The organism is Kitasatospora sp. NPDC101155, assembly GCF_044768305.1.
Lineage (GTDB): Bacteria > Actinomycetota > Actinomycetes > Streptomycetales > Streptomycetaceae > Kitasatospora.
In genome coordinates, this window is sequence record NZ_JBIWPN010000089.1 from 1 (window position 1) to 18,026 (window position 18,026).

Below are 18,026 nucleotides of genomic sequence, written 5' to 3' on the forward strand. Positions count from 1 at the left end.
GCCGTCGCCCGCCGCATCGTCCAGCGCCGCGACCAACTCGGACTGAGCGAGCACATGTTGGCCTACCGGGCAGCCATGGCACCGGCCTACCTGCGGTATCTGCTGCAAGCCGGGCCGGAGTTCGACCCGCCGGCCTTCGTCCGGATCGCCACCGCGCTCGGGACGACCTGGCCGGAGCTGCTGACCGGCCACCGCGCCGACGCTCCACCGGGACAGACGGAGCCTGGCCCGCGCCCGCTGCTGCTCCACCTCACCGAGCCGCAGTGCTGGGAGTTGCTCGGCACCCATGGCGTCGGCCGGATCTGTCTGCCCGGGCAGCTGGCGCCGGTCGTGCTCCCGGTCAACTACGTCGTGGACGCCAGGACGATCGTCTACCGCACGGCTGGCGGGGGCGCCGCCGCTCCGCCCGACGGCTCGCCGGTCTCGTTCCAGGTGGACCACATCGACGACCGCCGCAGCCGAGGCTGGAGCGTCCTCATCGTTGGCGAGGCCCACCGGGTCGACGACCCGGACGAGGAGCAGCGGCTCTCCGCGCTGCCAGGCGCCACCCCGTGGGCCGGCGGCTCCCGGCCGCTGTGGGTGCGCATCAGCCCGAGCGAGGTCACGGGCCGCCGGATCGGCACGGCGTGATTGTTCCTTCAGCGATCAGCGAAGAGTTCGGGCTGTAGGCGCAAGGCCTTGTACTGGGTGGCAGGGTGGCGGTGGTCGGCGACTACCCGCCCGGCAGCCGCCCCCATTGACGCCGTGTACGAACTTCATCTCGCGTCTCGTTCGAAGACGGCTCTGTGTAGTCATCCGGCGCGAGCGTGTCGCCGTCGCGGTCAAGAACGCCGCAAAGAACGGCGACCCGATCAGCGTGTCGGCCATCGCCCGACAGGCCCGACTGGACCGCACGTTTCTCTATCGACATCGCGACCTGCTCGCCCTGGTCCACGCAGAGGAAGGCGGGCCAGCTGGCCAGGACCCCGCAGGCTCACTGGTCAGCCGGATCTCGCTCCAGGCCGCCCTCGCCAACACCCAAGCCCGCAACAACCGCCTGGCCAACCGCGTCCAGCAGCTCAAAAATGGCTCTCGCAGGCGTTGGGCGAGCAGGCCTGGCGCGAATCCGGCCTGGACACCTCAGCTGACACCGACGAGCTCCAGCGAAAGATCACCAGGCTGGAACAGTAGAATGCCGAGTTGGGCTCTGCGCTGGAGGACACCCGAGCCGATCTCGATGCCGCCTGCGGCCAGCCGGGATCTGACCAGGGCTCTGAACCAACAGTGACATCCTCATTCAGTACCAGGCCGTGCGCCGAAGGCCTTGTGTGGTCAGGCAGCCGCGCCACGCAGGAGGATCGTGGCGATGAAGTCGGGAGCCTGGCGTGGGCCCATGTGGCCTTCGAGGGTAAGTTCCCAGGCGGTCTCGGCCAGGCCGCAGAACGTCGAGGCCAGCCAGGTGGCGGGCATGTCCTTGCGTAGCAGTCCTCTGTCCTGGCCGCGTTGGACGAGCTCGACGGTCCGGGTGAAGATCGTCTCTGCGCGTGCGCTGGCCTCGGGGGCGCCCAGGACGTCGGGTTCGACGTAGACCAGGTTCCACAGCTGGGCGAACGGCGGATAGTCGGCGACGACTGAGGCCAGGACCTGTTCCATAGCGGCCGTGTCGGCCTCGGCCCGTGTCAGCACCCGGTCGCAGTCGTCGAGGATCTTCTGGGCCATCGCCTGCACCAGGTGCTGGCGGGTGGGGAAGAGGCGGACCAGGGTCGCCCGGCTGATGCCCGAGCGTGTGGCGATTGACTGCATCGAGGCCGCCCGGTCCTTGGCAAGGATCGGGATCGCCGACTCCAGCACTTCTGTCGCGTCGGTACGCATCGTCGCGTCCAAACCCCCAATGCCTCTATTGACACATCGATGTATCTAAGTAGTCTGCTCTGTATCAGCCTCATTGTACGTGCGGACCGGGATCGCACTGATCCTCGACTCCGCATCGCGTGTGCCTGCGGAACTGGCATCGCCGTGCACGAGGCGGTCCCCGACCGGACGGGGTGCCCTGGAGCCCAAGCGGCTTCTTCCACCACGGGCGGTGCGGCGAGTGCAACGAAGCGTTCGTCGGCATCCTCGGATCAGCCCGTGTCAGATCGCAGATCGGTTACCAGCCATGACGATGCATCGCCGACGCTTCCTGCAGAGCGCGGGTCTGGGCCTGCCCAGCCTCGCCCTTCTTGCCTCCCTGTCCGCCTGCGACGACAGCGGGGACAACGGCGACGAGAACGGCTCGCCCAGCCCGTCCGGGCACCAGAAGGTGATCGTCGTCGGAGCCGGGATCAGTGGCCTGGGCGCCGCCCGCTACCTGGCCGACAAGGGACACGACGTGTTGGTGCTCGAAGCGCGCGACCGGATCGGCGGCCGCATCTGGACCAGCCAGCAGTGGGCGGACACGCCGCTCGATCTGGGCGCCTCGTGGATCCACGGCATCGACAAGAACCCGATCGCCGCGCTGGCCGCGAAGGCGAACGCGAAGACGGTCGTGACGGACCTGGAAAGCACCACCGACTACTCCGCCGACGGCGGCAAGCTGAGCGACGCGCAGGCCAAGGCGCTGGAGAGCTGGCGGAAGAAGGCCGCCGACGCGCTGACCTCGTTCCAGGACGAAGGGGGCAAGGACGCGTCGGTGCGCAGCGTGGTGGAGGGCGCGGTCGGCTGGTCCTCGCTGTCGGACCAGGACAAGGCGCTGCTCAATTGGGACCTGAACGATTACGAGCACGAGTACTCCGGCAGCGTGGAGCAGATGTCGGGTCTGCACTTCGACGAGGACAACAAGGTCAAGGGCAAGGACGTGCTGTTCCCGCAGGGCTACCACCAGATCACCGATCTGCTCGCGGCCGGGCTGTCCGTCCGGACCGGGCAGGTGGTCAAGAGCATCGACTGGGACTCCGGTGGTGTCACGGTCACCACCGACAAGGGCGCCTTCCAGGCCGACCGGGCGGTGGTCACCTTGCCGCTGGGCGTGCTCCAGGCGGGCGCCGTGAAGTTCGGGCCGGGTTTGCCCGGCGACAAGCTCACCGCCGTCAGCAAGCTCGGCATGGGGGTGCTCAACAAGTGCTACCTGCGCTTCCCCACCGTGTTCTGGGCGGACACCGACTGGCTGGGCTACGTGCCGCGCGTCGACAAGTACGGCCAGTGGACGCAGTGGATCAACGTCACCCGCCCCACGGGTAAGCCGGTCCTGCTCGGCTTCAACGCCGCCGACTTCGGCCGCACCATCGAGGGCTGGAGCGACGCCCAGGTCGTGGACAGCGCCATGGCCACGCTCACGACCATGTACGGCAGCGGCATCCCGGCGCCGCTCGACTACCAGATCACGCGCTGGGCGTCCGACCCGTACGCGCTGGGCTCGTACTCGTTCAACAAGTTCGGCTCCACGCCGGCCATGCGAGACCAGCTCGCGGCCGCCGTCGACGGCCGTGTGCACTTCGCTGGCGAGGCCACGGACAAGGGCGACTTCGCCACCGTCCACGGCGCCTACCTGTCGGGAATCCGCGCGGCCAAGGAGATCGCCGGCTGAATCCGCCGTCCCCACGACGAAACCCAGGGGTGTTCCCGCTGCGCGGGCGGCGGAGACAACCCGGGATTTCGTCCGCCTGGACCCCGCCGGGCGATTCCCCGCGCCCGCGGGACGGTGGCCCCCGTCGGTGCCTACCCCCGAACGCACCGGCGGGGGCGTTCTCGGGCCGGAACACTGCGGCCCGCCCGCCCCTTGGACCGGCCACGCCTCCGCGATCGGTCGAATGGGCCGGGCGCTGACGGCAACCGCGGCCGGATATGATCCGCTGAAATTCCGGACGCTGGCATACACCCGGGGCGCCACTGCCGCCGCACCCGTTCCTCCGCGTCCCGTACCACCGCTCGACCCGCTGGGAGCCAGCATGACCGCACAGCCCTACGGCGCCCAGCCGTTCTCCGCCTTCGAGGCGCTGTTCCCCGAGGACCCCCGTGAGGTCGGCGGCTACCGCCTGTGCGCGCGGCTCGGCGCGGGCGGGATGGGCCGCGTCTATCTGGCCCACACCCCCGGCGGGCGCCCGGTCGCGCTCAAGGTGGTCCGGCCCGAACTCGCCGAGGACCCCGAGTTCCGGCACCGTTTCGCCCGGGAAGTCGCCAGCGCCCGGCGCATCCACGGCCTCTACACCGCTCAGGTCGTCGACGCGGGCACCGACGCCGACGTCCCCTGGCTCGCCACCACGTTCGTGCCCGGCCCCTCCCTCCACCAGGTCATCCGCCGTCACGGCCCGCTGCCCGAACGCACGGTCCTGCTCCTGCTCGCGGGCATCGCCGAGGCCCTGCAGGCGATCCACGCCGCAGACGTCGTCCACCGCGACCTCAAGCCCGGCAACGTCCTCGTCGCCGCCGACGGCCCCCGCGTCATCGACTTCGGCATCGCCCGCGCCGCCGACGCCAGCCCGCTCACCGGCACCGGCCTGCGCATCGGTTCACCTGGCTTCATGGCCCCCGAACAGGCCCTCGGTCTGCCCGCCACCCCGGCCACCGACGTCTTCGCCCTCGGCGCACTGACCGCCTTCATCGCCTCCGGCAGGACCCCCTTCGGCGACGGGCCCGAACAGGTCTCGCTCTACCGGGCGGTCCACGAGGAGCCCGACCTGTCCGCTCTTCCGCACGGACTGCACGACCTCGTCCGGCACTGCCTGGCCAAGAACCCCGAGGACCGGCCGGGCACCGCCTGGCTGATCGAGGCCGCCCACCGCCATCCCGCCACCGGCGGCGAACTACGCTTCGCCGACGGCTGGCTGCCCCCGCAGGTCAGCAGCGAACTGAACCGTCACACCGACCTCCCGACCACGCCCGCACCGCCCGCCACCGTCCTCGGCCACGCAAGCGTCGCGGCCGCACCCGTCCTGCCCGCCCCCGCACCCACCCGCCGAGGGGCGGAGCCAGCCCGCCCGGAACCTGCCCGCGCCAGCCGCCGGGGCGAGGGCACCGCGCGCCGGGGCGCCCGCACGGCGCTCCTGACGATGACGGCCACGCTCGTCGGCGCCGCGGCGGCCTTCTTCCTGCTCGACTACTTCGAGTACTTCGACGACTCCACCGAACAACCCGCCGCCGCCACCGTCGGCCGCCCACCGACCACCGTGCCCGCCCCCATCCCTTCCTCCGCGTCTCCGCAGCAGACCGCCGCCTCCGGCTACACCGCCGCCTACACCAACCTCGAACTCACATCTCCCGACCGCGACCATGAGTTCGATCTCAGAGCAGGAAAGGTCACCCAGGACGCCTCCAGCTGGTACCTGGCACGCCAGGCCGGCGCCTTCTACATCCCCGAGGACAGCGACGCCTACATCGCCCCGACCGGCTCCCTCACGCTCCCCGACTGCCTCGCGGGCATCGACACCAAGCCCACCTCCGCCCTGCCCTTCACCACCCTGCGCGCCGACCGCAGCTTCTGCGTCCGCTCCCACGGTGGCCAGGACATCGCCATCATCCGCACACTCGCCACCGCCTCGGACGACGGCCCGGTCAAGGTCTCCATCACCGCCTACCGCCGTACCGCTTGACCACCAAGCCCGAACGCGCCTCACAAGACAAGCGCTGACCGATCAACCGCCCCGTCGGCCTCGGCCCGGATCTCGTTTCGGTCCCATCGCCCAGCCCCCCCGATCAGGGGAAGCGGCTCGTGTCCCTCTTCTGTGCGGCCCTCAGCCTGCACCTCCTGCGCCGTCGCCGCCCTCGGCGCGGCGGGTGCCGACGAGCCGGTCGGCCGTCGTGGGTCTGTCCGGGAACCCGGAGTGATTCCGAGGGAGTCGGCGGGCCCGGTATCCACCTGGCGGTCGTCGGCGGACGGACTGCCGACCTGCGGCGGAACAGGTCCCGGCAGGCGGGGGCATCAGCCTCCGAGCCGGGTGATCCGCACTGCGGGGCGGAGGGACTCGGCCACCTCCCGGTCGAACGGCTCGGTGCCGGGGGTGAGCATCGATGCGACAGCTGTGGCCACTCCGAGCGCGCAGGCGTCGACCGGATCGTCGCCTTCGGCCAAGCGGGTGACGATCGCGGCGATCATGCCGTCCCCGGCCCCGGCGTCGCTGAGGGGCTCTCCGGGCGGTGGCGGTGCATGCAGCTCCATGTGCCCCTGGCCGGTCGAGCACAGCGCGCCGAGTTCCCCGAGGGTGGTGATGGCGATCTCGGTCGCTCCGGCGGCGAGCAGCTGTTCGTTGACGGCGCGGGCGTCGTCGAAGCTCCGCACGTCCCGGCCGACGAGGTAGGCGGCCTCGCTACGGTTGCATCTGCGCAGGAAGACGGCCTCGTGCAGCGCCTCGCGCAGGGCCGGTCCCGAGGTGTCCAGTAGCAGTCTGGAGCCGGCTTCCCTGACCCGGCGGGCGACGGTTGTGTAGAAGTCGTCGGGCAGGCCGCCCGGCAGACTGCCACTGGCCACGACGTACCGGTGAGCGCCCGCTGCCCTCTCCAGCAGGTCCAGGCAGCGCCGTCCCTCGTCGTCGTCGAGTCGCGGGCCGTGCGGCACGATGTGATAACTGCGGCGTGACCCGGTCTCGAACAGTACGAACGCTTCGCGGGTTTCACCCGCGATCCCGAGGGCGAGGTGGTCGACGCCCTCCTCGTCCAGTAGCCGGTTCAGGCGCTGGCCGATCTCCTGGCCGGCGGTGTGGAAGGCGGTTGCCCGCCCCCCGAACCGCGCCACGCCGCGGGCGACGTTGATTCCTCCGCCGCCGGCGGCCACGTACCTGACCCGGGCGCGGGTCTTGCCGATGTCCACCAGGTGGTCGACGTCGCAGCAGATGTCGACCGTGGGGTTCAGCGTGAGGGTGAGAATCGGTGGCGTCGTCCCCGGCGGCGAACCTCTTCCGCCGCTCCCCGCCGCGGGCTGACCCGGTACCTCGGCGGCGCTCACCGCAGTGGCCCGGCGGTCGTTGTCACCACAGCCACCGCCTGACGTCCCGTCTGCTCAGTGCCGGCCCGCCCGTTGTCGTACTCGGCCATGACTTTCAGCCGACCGCCGGTGACGTTGGTGATGGTCGGCGTGAGGTGGGCCCCGACGGGGAAGCTCTTGAACGGGCGCAGGGATGAGGGCCGCCGATGCAGGCGTCCGTACAGCAGATCGCCAGCCATCCCTACCCTCCTCACTCAGGCCGGACATGCCTTCCATACTGGTGTGCGAGCCGGGATCGCGCGATCTGGAGTGCGCTCCCGTTGTCGGCGGCGCGTGCTCTGGCCCGTGGATCAGGGTGATGGCAGCGCGTGGCATTGGGTGCCTCGGTTCCGGCACTGCTTGGGCGGTGTTCGGAAGGGGAGGCCAGGGCGTGCGGGAGTTCAGGCGGGCTGGTAGCCGACCCGCGAGGTGCTGGCCGCTGACCAGCTCGGCCGTGCTGGCCGCGGCCGGGACGGAAATGGAAGCGGGCCCGCTCCGGCGAGCCCGGGCCGGCGGCCAGCGCGGCTCGGAACCAGAGGTGCCGGTCGGAGCAGTAGTTGGGGACCAGGCCGAGGATGACCCGCAGGTTGACTCGGCCCGAACACGCGGTGCTGTTCGCGGACACGCCTGCCGTCCTGGAGGCGGGGAGCGGAACGGGTCGCTCTGATCACCGCCCTCGACCACCGGGACGAGGAGCGGGCCCGGCTGCCAGGTGGCCGCGAGCCGGTGATTCACGACCTGGGCCAGGTCGGGGTGCCGAGCGGCCGTCCGATTCCGCTCGGGCTGTGACCAGGCCGCCCGGCCTGCCCGTACGGCCCTATCAGCGCTGTGTCGGGCCCGAAATCCGGCTCATCCGAGCGGTTCTGTGCAACAGATGGGCCGGTGGAAGCCAGGGGATTTGCCGAAACCGCTGAAGAAGTTTGCCGTACCGGAACCACTGGAGAAGGAGGTACACCGCGATGAAGTGGCTCGGATCGGATACAGCCGGTGGAACCCCACCGCCCGCAGGCGGACGCGGGACCATGAGTGACGAGAGGACGCCGTGATGAGCACCCCGACGGTTCCCGCAGCCGGCGAGGCCGTGATCGACCGGGAGGGCCTGGCCGCCCTGGTCGACGTCCTGCGCTCCCGCGGCTTCACCGTGATCGGTCCGACCGTACGCGGCGGCGCCATCGTGCTCGACGAGTTGGAGTCCGCCGAAAGCCTGCCCTACGGCTGGGGCGTCGAACTCGAGGCAGGGCAGTACAGGCTACGGGAGCGCACGGACCCGGCGGCCTTCGCCAACGCGGCCGGACCGCAGTCGTGGAAGACCTACCTGCACCCCGCCCGGGTCCGCCAGTGGCGGACCGAACGCACCGACGACCAGCTGACCTTCGAGGCGGACGACACCTCGCCGCCCCGCTACGCCTTCCTCGGTGTCCGCCCGTGCGATCTGCGCGCCATCGCCGTCCAGGACCGGGTCCTCACCGGCGGCCGGCACGCCGACCCGACCTACCAGGGGCGGCGTTCGGGGGCGTTCCTGGTCTCGGTGGAGTGCACCGAGCCCGGAGGCACCTGCTTCTGCGTCTCCATGGGCACCGGGCCGGCGGCTGGCCCCGGCTACGACCTGGTGCTCACCGAGCTGGTCGACGACGAGGGCGGCCACCGGTTCTGGATCCGCAGCGGAAGCCCGGAGGGCACTGAGGTCCTCGCCGAGATTCCCGGCAGGAGTGCCGACGACGCCACCCGCGGCGCCGCCCGTGCAGAGGTGTCCGCCGCCGCCGACCGGATGGGCCGCACCATGCCCGAGGCCGACCTGCGCCAGCTGATGGCGGGCACGCTCGACGCCCCGCGTTGGGACGATGTCGCATCCCGCTGTTTGACCTGCGGCAACTGCACCATGGTCTGCCCGACCTGCTTCTGCACCACCACCCAGGACGTCACCGACCTGACCGGCGACCATGCCGAGCGCTGGCGGCTGTGGGACTCCTGCTTCGACCTGGATCATTCCTACCTGCACGGCGGGACGGTGCGCGCCTCATCGCCCAGCCGCTACCGGCAGTGGCTCACCCACAAACTGGGCACCTGGTACGACCAGTTCGGTTCCTCGGGGTGCGTCGGCTGCGGCCGGTGCATCGTCTGGTGCCCCGTCGCGATCGACATCACCGAGGAGGCGGCCGCCCTGCACGACTGGGCCAACCGGTCGCCAGACGAGGGCGAGGCACCCGCATGACCGAGCTGCCGTTCCTGCTCGATGTGCTGCCTCAGGTGCACCGGGACCGGCTGCTCGCCCTCGCCCGCGACAGCTCCTTCCCTCCGGGCAGGCGGCTGTTCGACGAGGGCGGGCAAGCCGACCGCTTCTGGCTGATCCGCTCCGGTGAGGTCGTCCTCGACCTGTACGTACCCGGCCGCCCGCCGCCGGTCGTGGAGACCATCGGGCCGGGCCAACTCCTCGGCTGGTCCTGGCTCTTCCCGCCGTACCGCTGGCACCTGGGCGCGCAGGCACTCGGAGCGGTGGACGCCTGGGAGTTTCCCGCCGACCAGGTCCGAGCGCTGTGCACAGCAGACCCGGCCCTCGGGCACCAACTGACCCTGCGCTGCGCCGAGGTGATCGCCGAACGGCTCCAGGCCACCCGCATCCGCCTGCTCGACCTCTACGCACCCCGCCCGGGCACGCCATGACCACCGTCACGCCACCGCTCCCGTACCGGGTGACCGCCTTCCGACCGGAGACCGCGGACGCCGTGTCGCTCGAACTGCGACCCGTCGAGGCCGTGTTGCCCGCCTTCCTGCCGGGACAGTTCGCCATGGTCTACGCCTTCGGCGTCGGCGAGGTTCCGATCTCGGTCAGCGCGATCCGAAGCCGGAACGGCGCCCTGGTGTACACCGTCCGCGCGGTCGGCGCGGTCTCCGGGGCACTGTGCCGACTACGACCCGGCGACGTCGTCGGCCTGCGCGGACCCTACGGCACCGGCTGGGACCTCGACTCGGCGACCGGGGCCGACATCCTGGTGATCGCCGGCGGCATCGGACTGGCTCCGCTGCGCCCGGTGGTGCACCAGGTGCTGGACCACCCGGAACGGTACGGCAATCTCCGTGTCCTGGTGGGCGCCCGCACCGCCGAGGACCTCCTCTACCGGGACGAGCTGGAGAGCTGGCGGGCCTCGGCCCGGGTGGAGGTGACGGTCGACCGCCCCACCCCCGGCTGGCAGGGCGCCGTGGGTGTCGTCACCGGACTGCTCGACCGGATCGAACCGCTCGGCGACGACACCCGTGCACTGCTCTGCGGACCTGAGGTGATGATCCGCCACACCGCGCAGGCACTGTTCACCCGAGGTGTGCCCGCGCGGCGCATCCAGGTGTCGCTGGAACGGAACATGAAGTGCGGCACGGGCCACTGCGGCCACTGCCAGCTCGGACCGCTCCTGCTGTGCCTGGACGGACCGGTGGTCGACTATGCCCGATCCCAGTCCCTCCTAGCCGTGCGGGAGTTGTGACATGACCGACGGCAGGATCCCCACCCTCGCGGTCTGGAAGTTCGCCTCCTGCGACGGCTGCCAGCTGACCCTGCTCGACTGCGAGGACGAACTGCTCGGCCTCGCCGAAAAGGTACAGATCTCGCACTTCCTTGAGATGTCCGGCGCCGAAGGCTCGGGCGGCGTCGGGTCGGCCACCCTGGACGGCGTCGGACCGTACGACCTCTCCCTGGTCGAAGGCTCCGTCACCACGGCCGAGGACGCCCGGCGGATCCGCCGCATCCGGCAGATCTCCCGCCGTCTGGTCACCATCGGCGCCTGCGCCACCGCCGGCGGCATCCAGGCCCTGCGCAACTTCGCGGACGTGACGGAGTTCCGCGCCGCCGTCTACGCACACCCCGAGTACATCGCCACGCTCGCCACCTCCACCCCCATCTCGGCCCACGTACCGGTCGACTTCGAGCTGCGCGGCTGCCCGATCGACCGCCGCCAGCTGCTGGAGGTGATCACCGCCTATCTGGCCGAACGCAAGCCGAACATCCCGGCGAACAGCGTCTGCTCCGAGTGCAAGCGGCGCGGCACCACCTGCATCACCGTCGCCCACGGCACCCCGTGCCTCGGGCCGGTGACCCACGCCGGCTGCGGCGCCATCTGCCCGGCCTACGACCGAGGGTGCTACGGCTGCTTCGGACCGTCCAACAGTCTCAACATGTCGGCGATGGTGCGCCAGCTCCAGCACGACGGCATGGACGAGCGGGACGTCCTGCGGGTCTTCCGGACTTTCAACGCGGCCTCCCCCGAGTACGCCGAGCTACCCGACCTCGTCCACCAGGACGACTCGACCGACAGGGAGACCCGATGAGCCACCGGGGAGAGCGGATCCTGCACCTGGACGCACTCGCCCGAGTGGAGGGCGAAGGCGCCCTGCACCTGGCTATCAGCGACGGCGAAGTCACCGACACCCGGCTGCGGATCTACGAACCACCGCGCTTCTTCGAGGCGTTCCTGATCGGCCGAGGGCACACCGAACCGCCCGACATCACCTCCCGGATCTGCGGCATCTGCCCCGTCGCCTACCAGATGACCGCCTGCCAGGCCGTCGAGGCCGCCTGCGGGGTGTCCGTCGACGGCCAACTCGCCGAGCTGCGCCGCCTGCTCTACTACGGCGAGTGGATCGAGAGCCAGTCCCTGCACATCCACCTCCTCCACGCCCCCGACTTCCACGGCCACCCGAGCGCCGTCGAGCTCGCCCGCGAGCAACGTGAACCCGTCGAGCGGGGACTGCGGATCAAACAGGCCGGCAACGCCGTCATGGAACTGCTCGGCGGCCGCGCCATCCACCCGGTCAACGTCCGGCTCGGCGGCTTCTACCGGGTACCGACGCGAAGCGAACTCGCACCGCTGGCCGAGCAGTTGCGCCGAGTACGGGACGACGCACTGGAGACGGTGCGCTGGGTGGCGGGCTTCGACTTCCCCGACGCGGAAATCGACTGCGAACTGCTGGCCATGCAGGACAGCGGCCGGTACGCCATCGACTCGGGTGTGCCCACCGCCCTGAGCCTGACCGGCGGTACCACCAGGAACCATTCTGCCGCACAACGCCCTTTCCCCGTCGGAGAGTTCGAACAGCACGTGGTCGAGGAACACGTCCCCCACTCCACCGCCCTCAGATCGAGCCTCGACGGCAGGCGCCATCTCACCGGCTCACTCGCCCGGTACGCCGTCAGCGGCCGCTGGCTGCACCCGACCGCCGCCGAAGCCGCACGGGCAGCCGGACTCGGCGACCCGGCCACCGGCGCGGTATGCCGCAACCCCTTCCGTAGCGTCATCGTCCGCGCCGTCGAAGTGGTGCACTCGGTAGAGGAAGCACTGCGGATCATCGACGCCTACGAACCGCCAGCCCGACCGCACGTCGACGTCCCCCCGTGCCCGGCCGAGGGCTGCGCCGCCACTGAGGCGCCACGCGGCCTCCTCTACCATCGCTACGCCATGGATGCGGACGGCACCCTCACCTTCGCCCGGATCATCCCGCCAACCGCCCAGAACCAAGCGGCGATCGAGGAGGACCTCCGACGGCTGGTGCAGTCCCGCCTGGACCGACCCGGCGACCCACCCACCGACGAGGAGTTGACCACACTGTGCGAACGGGCCGTTCGCAACCACGACCCGTGCATCTCCTGCTCCGCCCATTTCCTCCACCTGACCGTGGACCGGGTATGACGGGCCGGGTCGTCGTGATCGGCGTCGGGAACTCCTACCGTCGGGACGACGGAGCAGGCCCGGCCGTCGTCGAAGCGCTGAGCGGACAGGTCCCTGAGGAGACGCTGCTCGCCGTCAGCGACGGCGAGCCCGGCCGGATGCTAGGCCACTGGACCGGCCAGGACCGAGTGATCGTGGTCGAGACCGTGCACGCGCACCCCGGCAACCCGGGGCGGCTGCACACCCTGGACGCCGAGGCGACCGCCAGATGCGCGAGCGGCCCGGTCAGCAGCCACGGCCTGGGCCTCGGCGAGACTGTCGCCCTGGCAGCCGCGCTCGACCGGATGCCCCTCGAACTCGTGGTCCACGCGGTGGAGGGCGAGGACTTCGGCCTCGGCCCCGGGCTCAGTTCCCCGGTCCAAGCAGCACTACCGGACCTGGTCAACCAGGTGGCCACAGCCGTCCAGCTCGCGCACCGGCGTCTTCGCTCGCGACTCGGCTGAGACACGGCCACGGACTCGACCACCGTCCCGTGGCGATCGCGTCACAGGTATCGCCCTTTCAACACCGCGACCGCGCCGAGCCCGAGTTTGAGGTCGTCGCGGACGCCGAGGCTGCGCTTGGCCGTGTGCGGTCGGAAGAGCTCGGACCACGATGACCGGGCAGCGGGCGTGAGTGGCGACCTGGAGGGTGACCGATCCCATTGCCAGTCGAGGGAACCCGCCACGGGCGCGGTGTCCCAGCACGATGAGCGTGCAGTCGCCCGAACGGTTGACCAGCTCGGTGGCTGGTCGTCCGGGCGCCGGGACTTCCTCGACGTCCAGTCGGGGGTATTTCGTTCGGATCAGCGCGGTATAGGGGGCGCGCGCAACGGCTGCCAAGACAGGCCCGCTGTACTGACCACGGAGGTTGTGACGGGGTTCACGGTCGGGTGGTCTTGAAATGAGTGAGGGCCTTCTGGCTCGGTGTGGATTGCGACATCTGCACCGGCACCCAGAAAGGCCCTCATGCCACACCGTAACGCACCGCTGACCGAGACCGGGCCCCTGCGCCTGGCCCGCTGCGTGGTCGACTGGGCCCGGCTGGTCGAGCGGATCGAAACCCTGCTGGACAGCGCTCTGCCGAGCCCTCAGTGACCCTCGCGCGGCGCGGACTCGTCGGTGGTCCCCCGGTACATCCCGGCGGGCAGCAGGACGAACGGCAGGCCGAACAGGGCGGACAGCAGCAACCCGACCGAGTCCAGCCCTTCGCCACGGGAGTGCTGCTCTGCCCAGTGGACGACTGCGAGGACGCCCGGGATCCCCACGAGCAGGTGCACGAACAGGACCACCAGGGCCCCGGACCGCCGGAGGTCGCGGAGCATCAGCAGGAAGAAGCCAAGGCCGTACACGAGGTAGAGCTCGGTCACCCCCAGCCAGTCGGTGCGCGGGTACCCGTACCACAGGGCACCCAGGAAGAGCAGGTTGTACGGCACCGCGACCAGCCGGACGGCCTGGCTCATCCGCTTCGCCGGGGGTTCGGGCTTCGGCGGGGTGGCGTGTTCGTGGAACAGCCAGGTCGGCGCGCCCTTCGGCCCCTGCTCCCGCAGCTCCAGGTACTCGCCCGGCCACTGGGTCTCCACCACCCGCCGCGCCTGTTCGGTCGTCAGCCCGGGGTACTTCGCCTGCGGCACGCTCAGCAGCCGGCCGCCGCGGGTCGACACGACCCCGGCGAGCTCGGCCCGCAGCTCGGCGACCTGCCGCTCCCGTGGAACCCGGGCACGCTGCCGCGCGAGGCGCCGCACCCGGGACAGCTTCCACGTCCACCACAGGCTGCTCAGCAGCGTGACGAACACCGCCGCGTGATCGACGACGGTGGTGAACCAGCTCATGCCACTCCTCCCACCGTCAGCCGAACGCCCGTCGGATCCGGTCCTCGGCCCCGGCCGTGACCACCGCGACCGACCCGGTGCGGTCGATCGGCTGCCGCTGCGGCGGCACCGCGAGCGGGTCGCGGAACGAGAGCTCCCGCAGCGCGCTGCCCGCGGCCAGCGCCCAGTGCTCCCAGTGCTCCGGGTACTCGGTGCTGAGCACCACCAGGGCCACGTGCCGCCCGGCCGGGTGCGGGATCGCGACCTCGATCTGCCGCACCAGGCTCTCGCTGTCCTGCTCCAGCCCGTACAGCTTTCCGGGCACGGTGACCAGGCGGTCCTCGGTGGCGACCGCCGCGCGACCGCAGGGCAGGTCGAGCACCCCGACCTCGGCCCCCGGCCGGGCGGCGGCCCACTGCTCCGCGGTCCGGGCGGCGAAGGTCAGTGGGCCGCCGGTCTCGGTCGGGGTGACCAGGATGGTGAAGACCGCGTGGATCACCTCGCCCTCGTCCGTGCGGTAGAAGCAGTTCGCGAGGTACACCAGGCCCTGCAGCAACTGGGCCTGCAGCAGGTACTCGGCGTTGAGCGCCGTGTCGATCCGCTGCTCCTGCGGGATGTCGGAACCGATCGCGTCGAAGGCCGCCGACCACCGGTCGAGCCGCTCTTCAGGCGTCCCGTCCAGCGGTACCTCGACGAACCCGACCGGTGCCGCGAACCAGAGCGCCGAGGCGGTGTCAGTCATCGTCATGGCGTCAGTTCCCGTTCAGCGACCAGCCGAAGCCGAACGCTCCGCCGACCAGTCCGAGGGTGCCGAAGACGGTCCCGGCCTTGCCGGTGCCCTCTCCGTGGACGAAGCCCAGGCTGTTCACCGCGTTGCCGCCGGCCGTCGTGCCGTTCACCATGTTGTTGTCGACGTTGTCGAAGAGCGACTGGGCCGTCGGTCCGGTCAGGCCGGCCATCACCGCGCCCTGAACGCCCTTGGCCGAGTTGTCCGCCACGGTCGCGCTGACCGTGACGCCCTTCTTCTTGAGCCAGTCGAACGACGCCGTCTTCGCCGCGTCGGTCACCGGGTTCAGCGCGTCCGCAGCCTTCAGCGTGGTCTGGGTCGCCTCGTATCCCGCCTTCACGGAGGCGCCGACCCCGTCCGCGGCCCGGGCGGCGGTCACACCCCCCTTGATCGCGCCCACCCCGGGGATCACGCCCAGCGCGTCACCGCCGACGGTCAGCCAGTTGCCCATGTTCTTCGAGCTCGGCGGGAAGAAGGCCTTCCACCCCTTCTGGCTGGCGTAGGTCGCCACGTGCGAGACGAAGGCTGCCGCGCTCAGCGCGATCGCCAGGATGGCGACGGCCGGGCAGAAGAGCGCGACGATGCCCGCGACCGAGGCCGCCACGGTGAGGAAGTCGGCGCCGTGGTTCTTGATCCAGTCCCAGAGGCCCGGCTTCTTCGGGGCCTCGGAGTCGGCCGCCTTGCGGATCGCGGCGGCCCGATCGGTCCCGTAGCCGAGGACCTGGCCGTAGAGCGTGGAGGCCTGCCCCTGGACGCGCCAGAGCTCGCTCTGGGTGCTGTTGATCTTGGCGGCCGCATCGTCCAGCGCGGACTTGGCCGCGTTGTAGCGGTTCTGCGCGTCCTGCTGCGACTTGGCGTCCGGGAAGGTCTGGTTGACCAGCTTGAGATCGGCGTTGCCGGTGGCCGCGTCGTGCGCCGCCTGGTCCGCCTTCAGGTTCGCCTTCAGCGTCACGGCCTGGCTCTCGTAGTTCGCGGCCTGCTGCTGGTTGCTCTGCACCTCCTTCCACCACAGGTCAAGTTGCTGGCGGGCCGAGTCGACGGAGCCGCTCGCGTGCTTGAGCGCGTCCGGCAGTTTGGTCAACTGGTCGGAGAACGCCTTGGACGCGTCCCCGGTCCAGGTACCGCCGGGCTGGCCGAGCTTGTTGAGGATGTCGGCCACGCCCTGTAGGTGCTGGTGCGTCGTGCTCAGGGCCTTGGACAGCGTCTCGATGGAGTGCAGGTCGCCCGGCACGGGGTTGAAGCCCAGCCCCGGCCAGGCGGGATCGCCGGCCGTGGTCGTGGTGGTGGGCTTGGTCCGTGGTGTGCTGTGCCCCCCGCTCACGACGCCGCCCCGGGAGCCGGCTTGCCCTGGAGGGCGGCGGTGAGGTCGGATTCGGTCTTGTTGTAGTTCTTCAGCACGTCCTGCAGGCCCTGGTGCAGGGCCTTCGCGTCATCGCCGAGCTGACCCAGGCCGTAGCCCCACCGGTCCTGGAAGTGCTTGCACGCGTCGGCCAACTGCTGCAACCCGAGCGCGCCGATGTCGGCCTGACCCATCGCCTTCATCGCGGTGTCGAGCTGGTTCTTCGCGTCGTCCAGCCCCTGGGCCAGCTTCTCCAGATCCTGCAGATCGACGGTGAACCGTCCGTCCCCCATGCCCCCGTACCTCCTGGTCGATCCACTGACTGACAGTCAGATCAAGAACCCTAAAGCACTGGTCGGCGCCGCGGTGCGCGGGCGGCATCAAGGGTTCGTCAATCATGGCTCGACCCGTCACGCGAGCCGCTCGGGTTGGTGTGTGCGACTTTGCGACGGGCCTCGGGGCTGGGCGGACCGGCTTTCCAGGAGTGTGGTGCTGCTGGAGGGGGTCTCCGAAGGGGTAGTCCGTGGCGAACATCAACCGGTCGGCTCCGAACACCGTCAACGCACAATGCTGGCGGGCCACGGTGGTGTTTCCGCTGATCGGGAGGTGGCCGCGGGAACGCATCGTGTCGGCGACGGACTCTGCGGGTGCCGATTAATTATCCGGCCTGGTCAAGCGGCATGTCGGTACTCGTGCAGGATTCCGCCGAGACGGTCTCGTCCAAGTCTGGCTTCGACCCGATGGCCCCTTCCACCCGTTGCCGTCTCACTGCCGGTGTGCTTGGCATCACCGCCGAACCGGCCGGGGCGCTGGCAGACCTCCATGTCGGCAGTTGGCGTGGCCACAGCCTTGACGAGATCGCCGTGACCCAGCCGGCGGAGGTTTCGTCCTGGCTGGCCGATCCGACGGCCACCCCGCAACGTGGCGAGTCGGTTGCGGCCCTGTACGCTCGCGTCGGCGGCTGGCTGGAGTGGCCGGATCGCCTTCGAACGTGCCGTCCGCGATGCGCGTGCCAAGTACCTGATATGGGTCTGTACGGTCTTCGGCTCTTACAAGATTTTCGTAGCTGATGATTGTTTCAACTCGCCTGTGGTGTCGCCTGGTTGACGGTGAGACGCTGTCTGGGTGTGTTGTCATGGTGGGGTACCTGCTGCCGCAGCTGGCCGCGGTGCAGGTCGAGCACGTGGAGGCCAGCGGGGATCTTCTGAGGATCACAGCCCGGACCAGGGATGACTTGCCGGCGGCGTGTCCGTTGTGCGGGCAGTCGTCGGACTGGGTGCACTCTCGATACGAGCGGCATGTCGCAGACGAAGCGGTGGGCGGTCGGGCGGTCGTGATCGACTTATCGGTGCGCCGCCTGTACTGCGAGAACCCGGCCTGCGAGAAGGTCACCTTCGCCGAGCAGATCGACGGGCTGACCCGGCGTTACCAGCGTCGCACTCCTGCTCTGCAGAAGGTGGTCGACGCGGTCGCCGTGGCACTGG

General features: G+C 70.4%; 20 protein-coding genes. 12 read left to right on the top strand and 8 right to left on the bottom strand.

Features of this window, described 5'->3' with window-relative positions; genetic code table 11:
* Positions 1–630 (top strand): pyridoxamine 5'-phosphate oxidase family protein (locus ACIRYZ_RS44710; protein ID WP_402954904.1); only part of this gene is annotated, 630 nt, incomplete at its 5' end.
* 681 nt (positions 631–1,311) lie between these two features.
* On the opposite strand, the gene ACIRYZ_RS44715 is transcribed toward ACIRYZ_RS44710, so the two are convergent.
* Positions 1,312–1,851, bottom strand: coding sequence for a TetR/AcrR family transcriptional regulator (locus ACIRYZ_RS44715; RefSeq protein ID WP_402954907.1), 540 nt, complete (start codon positions 1,849–1,851; stop codon positions 1,312–1,314).
* A gap of 286 nt (positions 1,852–2,137) precedes the next feature.
* Between ACIRYZ_RS44715 and ACIRYZ_RS44720 the strand changes: the two genes are divergently transcribed.
* Both ACIRYZ_RS44720 and ACIRYZ_RS44725 read left to right on the top strand, forming a co-directional pair.
* The gene (locus tag ACIRYZ_RS44720; RefSeq protein WP_402954910.1) at positions 2,138–3,544 is read left to right on the top strand and encodes a flavin monoamine oxidase family protein; all 1,407 of its coding nucleotides are present in this window, start codon (positions 2,138–2,140) and stop codon (positions 3,542–3,544) included.
* A 361-nt stretch (positions 3,545–3,905) separates the two neighbouring features.
* Positions 3,906–5,546: a serine/threonine-protein kinase gene (locus ACIRYZ_RS44725; RefSeq protein WP_402954913.1), complete on the top strand. Its 1,641-nt coding sequence runs from the start codon at positions 3,906–3,908 to the stop codon at positions 5,544–5,546.
* 329 nt (positions 5,547–5,875) lie between these two features.
* Here ACIRYZ_RS44725 and ACIRYZ_RS44730 read toward each other — a convergent pair whose 3' ends face one another.
* Both ACIRYZ_RS44730 and ACIRYZ_RS44735 read right to left on the bottom strand, forming a co-directional pair.
* Entirely contained in the window at positions 5,876–6,895 is a 1,020-nt protein-coding gene (locus ACIRYZ_RS44730; protein ID WP_402954916.1) for a 1-phosphofructokinase family hexose kinase, read from the bottom strand.
* Positions 6,892–7,113 carry a hypothetical protein gene (locus tag ACIRYZ_RS44735; protein WP_402954919.1) on the bottom strand — a complete coding sequence of 74 codons (222 nt, stop codon included), beginning with the start codon at positions 7,111–7,113 and terminating at the stop codon, positions 6,892–6,894. The genes ACIRYZ_RS44730 and ACIRYZ_RS44735 overlap by 4 nt, the downstream gene beginning before the upstream one ends.
* An 845-nt stretch (positions 7,114–7,958) precedes the next feature.
* Between ACIRYZ_RS44735 and ACIRYZ_RS44740 the strand changes: the two genes are divergently transcribed.
* Genes ACIRYZ_RS44740 through ACIRYZ_RS44765 form a run of 6 tightly spaced genes read left to right on the top strand, consistent with a single transcriptional unit; the run spans position 7,959 to position 13,070 of the window.
* The gene (locus tag ACIRYZ_RS44740; protein ID WP_402954922.1) at positions 7,959–9,125 is read left to right on the top strand and encodes a 4Fe-4S dicluster domain-containing protein; all 1,167 of its coding nucleotides are present in this window, start codon (positions 7,959–7,961) and stop codon (positions 9,123–9,125) included.
* Positions 9,122–9,574, top strand: a complete 453-nt coding sequence (locus ACIRYZ_RS44745) for a cyclic nucleotide-binding domain-containing protein (protein ID WP_402954925.1) — start codon at positions 9,122–9,124, stop codon at positions 9,572–9,574. The genes ACIRYZ_RS44740 and ACIRYZ_RS44745 overlap by 4 nt, the downstream gene beginning before the upstream one ends.
* Positions 9,571–10,389, top strand: a complete 819-nt coding sequence (locus ACIRYZ_RS44750) for an FAD/NAD(P)-binding protein (RefSeq protein WP_402954928.1) — start codon at positions 9,571–9,573, stop codon at positions 10,387–10,389. The genes ACIRYZ_RS44745 and ACIRYZ_RS44750 overlap by 4 nt, the downstream gene beginning before the upstream one ends.
* A 1-nt stretch (position 10,390) precedes the next feature.
* Positions 10,391–11,230 (top strand): oxidoreductase, encoded by an 840-nt coding sequence (locus ACIRYZ_RS44755; protein ID WP_402954931.1) that lies wholly within the window; start codon positions 10,391–10,393, stop codon positions 11,228–11,230.
* Positions 11,227–12,588, top strand: coding sequence for a Ni/Fe hydrogenase subunit alpha (locus ACIRYZ_RS44760; protein ID WP_402954933.1), 1,362 nt, complete (start codon positions 11,227–11,229; stop codon positions 12,586–12,588). Before ACIRYZ_RS44755 ends, ACIRYZ_RS44760 begins: the two co-directional genes overlap by 4 nt.
* Complete coding sequence (locus ACIRYZ_RS44765; protein WP_402954936.1) at positions 12,585–13,070, top strand: hydrogenase maturation protease; 486 nt, start codon at positions 12,585–12,587, stop codon at positions 13,068–13,070. The genes ACIRYZ_RS44760 and ACIRYZ_RS44765 overlap by 4 nt, the downstream gene beginning before the upstream one ends.
* On the opposite strand, the gene ACIRYZ_RS44770 is transcribed toward ACIRYZ_RS44765, so the two are convergent.
* On the bottom strand, positions 12,996–13,583 hold the full coding sequence (locus ACIRYZ_RS44770) for a universal stress protein (protein ID WP_402954939.1): 588 nt from the start codon (positions 13,581–13,583) through the stop codon (positions 12,996–12,998). The two genes, ACIRYZ_RS44765 and ACIRYZ_RS44770, sit on opposite strands and share 75 nt — an antisense overlap.
* Here ACIRYZ_RS44770 and ACIRYZ_RS44775 point away from each other — a divergent pair.
* Positions 13,575–13,703, top strand: a complete 129-nt coding sequence (locus tag ACIRYZ_RS44775) for a hypothetical protein (RefSeq protein WP_402954960.1) — start codon at positions 13,575–13,577, stop codon at positions 13,701–13,703. The genes ACIRYZ_RS44770 and ACIRYZ_RS44775 overlap by 9 nt on opposite strands.
* Here the strand turns inward: ACIRYZ_RS44775 and ACIRYZ_RS44780 are convergent.
* From ACIRYZ_RS44780 to ACIRYZ_RS44795, 4 genes are read right to left on the bottom strand one after another with little or no spacing between them, the layout of a single operon-like run.
* Positions 13,697–14,437 carry a hypothetical protein gene (locus tag ACIRYZ_RS44780; RefSeq protein ID WP_402954942.1) on the bottom strand — a complete coding sequence of 247 codons (741 nt, stop codon included), beginning with the start codon at positions 14,435–14,437 and terminating at the stop codon, positions 13,697–13,699. The genes ACIRYZ_RS44775 and ACIRYZ_RS44780 overlap by 7 nt on opposite strands.
* Positions 14,438–14,453: 16 nt before the next feature.
* Entirely contained in the window at positions 14,454–15,164 is a 711-nt protein-coding gene (locus ACIRYZ_RS44785; protein ID WP_402954945.1) for a hypothetical protein, read from the bottom strand.
* 4 nt (positions 15,165–15,168) lie between these two features.
* Positions 15,169–16,524, bottom strand: coding sequence for a hypothetical protein (locus tag ACIRYZ_RS44790; RefSeq protein ID WP_402954948.1), 1,356 nt, complete (start codon positions 16,522–16,524; stop codon positions 15,169–15,171).
* Positions 16,521–16,835 (bottom strand): hypothetical protein, encoded by a 315-nt coding sequence (locus tag ACIRYZ_RS44795; protein WP_402954951.1) that lies wholly within the window; start codon positions 16,833–16,835, stop codon positions 16,521–16,523. The genes ACIRYZ_RS44790 and ACIRYZ_RS44795 overlap by 4 nt, the downstream gene beginning before the upstream one ends.
* A 447-nt stretch (positions 16,836–17,282) precedes the next feature.
* On the opposite strand from ACIRYZ_RS44795, the gene ACIRYZ_RS44800 reads away from it, so the two are divergent.
* Both ACIRYZ_RS44800 and ACIRYZ_RS44805 read left to right on the top strand, forming a co-directional pair.
* On the top strand, positions 17,283–17,612 hold the full coding sequence (locus ACIRYZ_RS44800; protein WP_402954957.1) for a histidine phosphatase family protein: 330 nt from the start codon (positions 17,283–17,285) through the stop codon (positions 17,610–17,612).
* 65 nt (positions 17,613–17,677) lie between these two features.
* Positions 17,678–18,026, top strand: a 349-nt coding sequence (locus ACIRYZ_RS44805) for a transposase family protein (RefSeq protein ID WP_402954954.1), incomplete at its 3' end; no start/stop codon positions are given.

Excerpts from the sequence above, each read along its gene's own strand:
- ACIRYZ_RS44750 (WP_402954928.1), top strand. The coding sequence starts at position 9,571 with ATGACCACCGTCACGCCACCGCTCCCGTACCGGGTGACCGCCTTCCGA.
- ACIRYZ_RS44785 (WP_402954945.1), bottom strand. The coding sequence starts at position 15,164 with ATGACGATGACTGACACCGCCTCGGCGCTCTGGTTCGCGGCACCGGTC.
- ACIRYZ_RS44780 (WP_402954942.1), bottom strand. The coding sequence starts at position 14,437 with ATGAGCTGGTTCACCACCGTCGTCGATCACGCGGCGGTGTTCGTCACG.
- ACIRYZ_RS44795 (WP_402954951.1), bottom strand. The coding sequence starts at position 16,835 with ATGGGGGACGGACGGTTCACCGTCGATCTGCAGGATCTGGAGAAGCTG.
- ACIRYZ_RS44800 (WP_402954957.1), top strand. The coding sequence starts at position 17,283 with ATGGCCCCTTCCACCCGTTGCCGTCTCACTGCCGGTGTGCTTGGCATC.
- ACIRYZ_RS44755 (WP_402954931.1), top strand. The coding sequence starts at position 10,391 with ATGACCGACGGCAGGATCCCCACCCTCGCGGTCTGGAAGTTCGCCTCC.
- ACIRYZ_RS44725 (WP_402954913.1), top strand. The coding sequence starts at position 3,906 with ATGACCGCACAGCCCTACGGCGCCCAGCCGTTCTCCGCCTTCGAGGCG.
- ACIRYZ_RS44745 (WP_402954925.1), top strand. The coding sequence starts at position 9,122 with ATGACCGAGCTGCCGTTCCTGCTCGATGTGCTGCCTCAGGTGCACCGG.
- ACIRYZ_RS44765 (WP_402954936.1), top strand. The coding sequence starts at position 12,585 with ATGACGGGCCGGGTCGTCGTGATCGGCGTCGGGAACTCCTACCGTCGG.
- ACIRYZ_RS44760 (WP_402954933.1), top strand. The coding sequence starts at position 11,227 with ATGAGCCACCGGGGAGAGCGGATCCTGCACCTGGACGCACTCGCCCGA.
- ACIRYZ_RS44715 (WP_402954907.1), bottom strand. The coding sequence starts at position 1,851 with ATGCGTACCGACGCGACAGAAGTGCTGGAGTCGGCGATCCCGATCCTT.
- ACIRYZ_RS44775 (WP_402954960.1), top strand. The coding sequence starts at position 13,575 with ATGCCACACCGTAACGCACCGCTGACCGAGACCGGGCCCCTGCGCCTG.
- ACIRYZ_RS44720 (WP_402954910.1), top strand. The coding sequence starts at position 2,138 with ATGACGATGCATCGCCGACGCTTCCTGCAGAGCGCGGGTCTGGGCCTG.
- ACIRYZ_RS44735 (WP_402954919.1), bottom strand. The coding sequence starts at position 7,113 with ATGGCTGGCGATCTGCTGTACGGACGCCTGCATCGGCGGCCCTCATCC.
- ACIRYZ_RS44740 (WP_402954922.1), top strand. The coding sequence starts at position 7,959 with ATGAGCACCCCGACGGTTCCCGCAGCCGGCGAGGCCGTGATCGACCGG.